This window comes from Rhodobaculum claviforme, from assembly GCF_016653255.1.
Taxonomy (GTDB): Bacteria; Pseudomonadota; Alphaproteobacteria; order Rhodobacterales; family Rhodobacteraceae; genus Rhodobaculum; species Rhodobaculum claviforme.
The window spans coordinates 1-3,214 of record NZ_NHSD01000038.1 but is presented as its reverse complement, the minus strand read 5'-3'; the positions used below and the strand labels follow the sequence as shown (position 1 = coordinate 3,214).

General features: G+C 71.5%; 4 protein-coding genes. 3 read left to right on the top strand and 1 reads right to left on the bottom strand.

Features of this window, described 5'->3' with window-relative positions:
• Positions 1–11 precede the first annotated feature (11 nt).
• Positions 12–1,331 carry an acetamidase/formamidase family protein gene (locus tag CCR87_RS00540; protein WP_201155386.1) on the bottom strand — a complete coding sequence of 440 codons (1,320 nt, stop codon included), beginning with the start codon at positions 1,329–1,331 and terminating at the stop codon, positions 12–14.
• A 134-nt stretch (positions 1,332–1,465) separates the two neighbouring features.
• Between CCR87_RS00540 and CCR87_RS00535 the strand changes: the two genes are divergently transcribed.
• From CCR87_RS00535 to tpiA, 3 genes are all read left to right on the top strand, one after another.
• On the top strand, positions 1,466–1,828 hold the full coding sequence (locus CCR87_RS00535; protein ID WP_201155385.1) for an SUF system Fe-S cluster assembly protein: 363 nt from the start codon (positions 1,466–1,468) through the stop codon (positions 1,826–1,828).
• Positions 1,828–2,241, top strand: a complete 414-nt coding sequence (locus CCR87_RS00530; protein WP_201155384.1) for a HesB/IscA family protein — start codon at positions 1,828–1,830, stop codon at positions 2,239–2,241. The genes CCR87_RS00535 and CCR87_RS00530 overlap by 1 nt, the downstream gene beginning before the upstream one ends.
• A gap of 157 nt (positions 2,242–2,398) precedes the next feature.
• The gene (tpiA, locus tag CCR87_RS00525) at positions 2,399–3,148 is read left to right on the top strand and encodes a triose-phosphate isomerase (protein WP_201155383.1); all 750 of its coding nucleotides are present in this window, start codon (positions 2,399–2,401) and stop codon (positions 3,146–3,148) included.
• Positions 3,149–3,214 lie beyond the last annotated feature (66 nt).

Below are 3,214 nucleotides of genomic sequence, written 5' to 3'. Positions count from 1 at the left end.
CCCTGCCCCCGTCACACCCCGTAGTGCCCGCGCGCCACATCCCCCAGCCCCACGGCGTCCAGCGCCGACAACGGCGCCAGGAACGTCACCTGGATCACGCCGGGGGCGCGGCCGATCTCGATCGCGCCGTTGATGGTGGCGCGGTTGCGCACCTCGGCCACGGTCATGCCCAGCAGGGTGGCAGCCCGCTCCAACCCGTTGGTGATCGCATCGTTGAGGTTCGCCGCCGTCCCGATGACCGAGATCGGCGCGGTCTCCTCCAGCCTTGCCACGCCCCACTGCGCGGCCAGCCGCCCGGCCTTGGCGCGCTCCTCGGCCGAGAAGGGCCGCGCCAGCGGCGGCAGGTCGTCGAGGCGCGGAAACAGCACCGGCCCGTCGATGGGCCAGCCCTTCTTGACCGACACCTGCAGCGTGACCGAGCCCGACACATCCATCGTATGGCCCGCGATCTCGCCGTCGCCCTGGGCCGCGTGCATGTCGCCCATGTAGACGCCCGCGCCGCGCACCTTGACCGGCGCCACCAGGATCGCGCCCGCGCGCACCGCGTCGATGTCCATGTGGCCGTCGGTCTTGTGCTCGGCCAGTTGTTCGGCCGTCAGGGCATAGTCATGCGGCGCGCCCACCAGAAACGCGCCGAAGTCGCCGGCGTTGTGGCTGTCGGGCATCGGCATCGACGGGCAGGTCCCCAGCTGCCCCAGGAACGGGCGCATCCGCACGATCGCCCCCGGCATGTCCGACGGCGCATAATTCAGGATGGAGTGCTGGCGCGAGGCATCCGGCAGCGCCGCGTAGTGATCGGCATCGCGCGCGATCCGCTCTGCGGCGTCGGCCGGCAGGGTGATGCCCACCGCGCCGCTGTCATCGAACGTCACGGTGTAGCCGTGCACGATGGCGAACGGCGTGACCGGGTTGCCGCAGACATCGCAGACGACCGCGTTCGCGCCGATCCCTTCGACATGCGTCTCGGGCCAGACGGTGTCGCAGGTGGGGCAGCGCGCGGCCACATAGGGATCGCCCAGGCAGAACCCTTCGGGCGAGCTGTCGTGCCCCGAGGCAGTGGCGCTGGAGGTCACAGTGATGTCGCGGATGCGGATGATGACCGCGTCGCCGGGCTCGGCGCCATCGACGTATACCGGCTGCGTGACCTCGTGGCCGCCGCGCAGGCGGGGCGTGATCATGGGGCCCCAGCAGCCCGGCGCGGTGTTGGCGATGATGGTGCCGCCATCCTCCAGCGGGCCCAGCATGGGCGCGGCCGGGTCCAGCAGGCTGTTGGTGAAGCCCTGGACGACGACGCTGCGTCCGGGCCGGTCGGTGTGGCTGCCATCGGGCATGGCGCGTTCCCCCTGCGTTGAAGTGACACGGTCTTCAGTCTAGCCGCCCACGGAGGGGCGACAAGACGCGGCCGGGGCTGGACGCGGCGCCGGTCTTTTCCTATCTTGTTGGTCAGGTATTCAGCGAGGACCCCATGATGCGCACCGCCACCCCGGCCGAAGGCGAGCCGCTGATCCGCCCCTCCACGACCGAACATCCCCTTTATGCATCGGTGGTGGAGGCGTGCCGCAGCGTCTACGACCCCGAAATCCCCGTGAACATCTTCGACCTCGGGCTGATCTACACCATCGAGATCTCGGACGAGGGCGCGGTGGTCATCGACATGAGCCTGACCGCCCCCGGCTGCCCCGTCGCCGGCGAGATGCCCGGCTGGGTCGCCGACGCGGTCGAGCCGCTGGAGGGCGTCCGCCAGGTCGACGTCAACATGGTCTGGGAGCCCCCCTGGGGCATGGACCGCATGAGCGACGAGGCGAAACTGGAATTGGGATTCATGTGATGTTCGGCATTCCCGGCAAGGCAGCGGTGACCCTGACGCCCCGCGCGGCGTCCCGCATCGCCCGGCTGATGGCGCGCGACGGCACCGCCGGCCTGCGCATCGGCGTCAAGAAGGGCGGATGCGCGGGCATGGAATACACCATGGACTACGCGGTGGAGGCGCATCCCCACGATGTCGTCGTGGAACAGGACGGCGCGCGGGTGCTGATCGCCCCCATGGCGCAGATGTTCCTGATCGGCACCGAGATCGACTTCGAGACCGGCGTTCTGGAATCCGGCTTCCGCTTCAACAACCCCAACGTCGCCGAGGCCTGCGGTTGCGGCGAGTCCGTCAAGTTCCACGACGCCGCCGCCGCTGACCCCGACACCGGCGCGGACGGCGTGCCGCTGGGCCTGCGCGCACCCGCCCGCTGAGGCACCGCACGGCCGCGGTGGTGCCGTGCCCATGCCTGCCCCGCGCCTTGGGCGCCCGTACCCCATGACACCGGCGGCACGCCGCCTCTTATCGCTTTGACGCGCCATGGCTGCCGGGCCTAGAGTGCAGCCGGACCAACAAATGACGGGGGATCGCATGCGCCGCAAACTGGCCGCTGGAAACTGGAAGATGCACGGGCTGGCCGCCGACCTGGCCGAGGCCGAGGCGCTGTCCAAGGCCCATCCCGCCCCGCGCTGCGAGGTGCTGATCTGCCCGCCCGCCACGTTGCTTGCGCGTCTGGCCGACACGCTGTCGGGCGGCACCGTCGCGGTGGGCGGCCAGGACTGCCACACGGCCGCCAAGGGCGCGCACACCGGCGATGTCTCGGCCGTGATGCTGGCCGATGCGGGCGCTACCCATGTCATCGTCGGCCACTCCGAGCGCCGCGCCGACCACGCGGAAACCGACGCTGCCATCGCCGCCAAGGCCGCGAGCGCCCATGCCGCCGGCCTGACCGCCATCATCTGCCTGGGCGAGACCGAGGCCCAGCGCGACGCGGGCGAGACACTGGCCGTGGTGGCGGCCCAACTCGCAGGCTCGCTGCCCGAGGGCGCCACCGCCGCCAACACCGTGATCGCCTATGAACCCGTCTGGGCCATCGGCACCGGCCGCACCCCCACAATCGACCAGATCGCCGAGGTCCACACCGCCCTGCGCACCCACCTGCGCAGCGCGCTGCCGGCCGAGGGCGACGGCATCCGCCTGCTCTACGGCGGCTCGGTCAAGCCCGCCAACGCCGCCGAGATCTTCGCCGTGGCGGATGTGGACGGCGCGCTGGTGGGCGGGGCCTCGCTCAAGGCCGCGGACTTCGGCGCCATCATCGCGGCACTCGACGCCGCACCCTGACGGCGGGCGGCACCGCCAGCCCCCTGCGCGTCCCGCCCGGCGCAGGCTTGCGCGGCCGGTCCCGGC